The following is a 366-nucleotide window of genomic DNA, read 5'->3' as shown; positions in this document are numbered from 1 at the left end:
GGCACTCGCCCTGCTGATCGAACACAATCTGCAACCCGAGATCGACATGCAGGTCGCGGTGAAGACCGAGCGGCCGCCTGCGGAGGCCACCGACGACGCCACCATCACCGTCTTCCTCTACCAGGTGACCCCGAACGCCTCCCGGGGCAACGACGACCTGCCCACCCGCGCCCCGGACGGCACCCTGCTCAAGCGCCCGACGGCGGCGCTGGACCTGCACTACCTGATCAGCGCCTACGGCAACGAGGCGGAGCTGGTCGGGCAGCGGCTCATCGGCTGTGTGGTGCGCACCCTGCACGAGTTCCCGGTGCTGCCGGGGGAGCTGATCGAGGAGGCCGCGCAGCGGCCGTACCTGGCGGGCAGCGA

General features: G+C 70.5%; 1 protein-coding gene. It reads left to right on the top strand.

Going from position 1 to position 366, the window contains the following annotated elements; all coding sequences use genetic code 11:
* The coding region (locus tag ACSNOK_RS33535; RefSeq protein ID WP_436784547.1) for a DUF4255 domain-containing protein at window positions 1-366 on the top strand (366 nt) is incomplete at both ends.

Source organism: Streptomyces sp. URMC 126 (assembly GCF_051386555.1).
Taxonomy (GTDB): Bacteria; Actinomycetota; Actinomycetes; order Streptomycetales; family Streptomycetaceae; genus Streptomyces.
The sequence above is the reverse complement of the archived record's forward strand: the minus strand, read 5'-3'. Positions and strand labels throughout refer to the sequence as shown.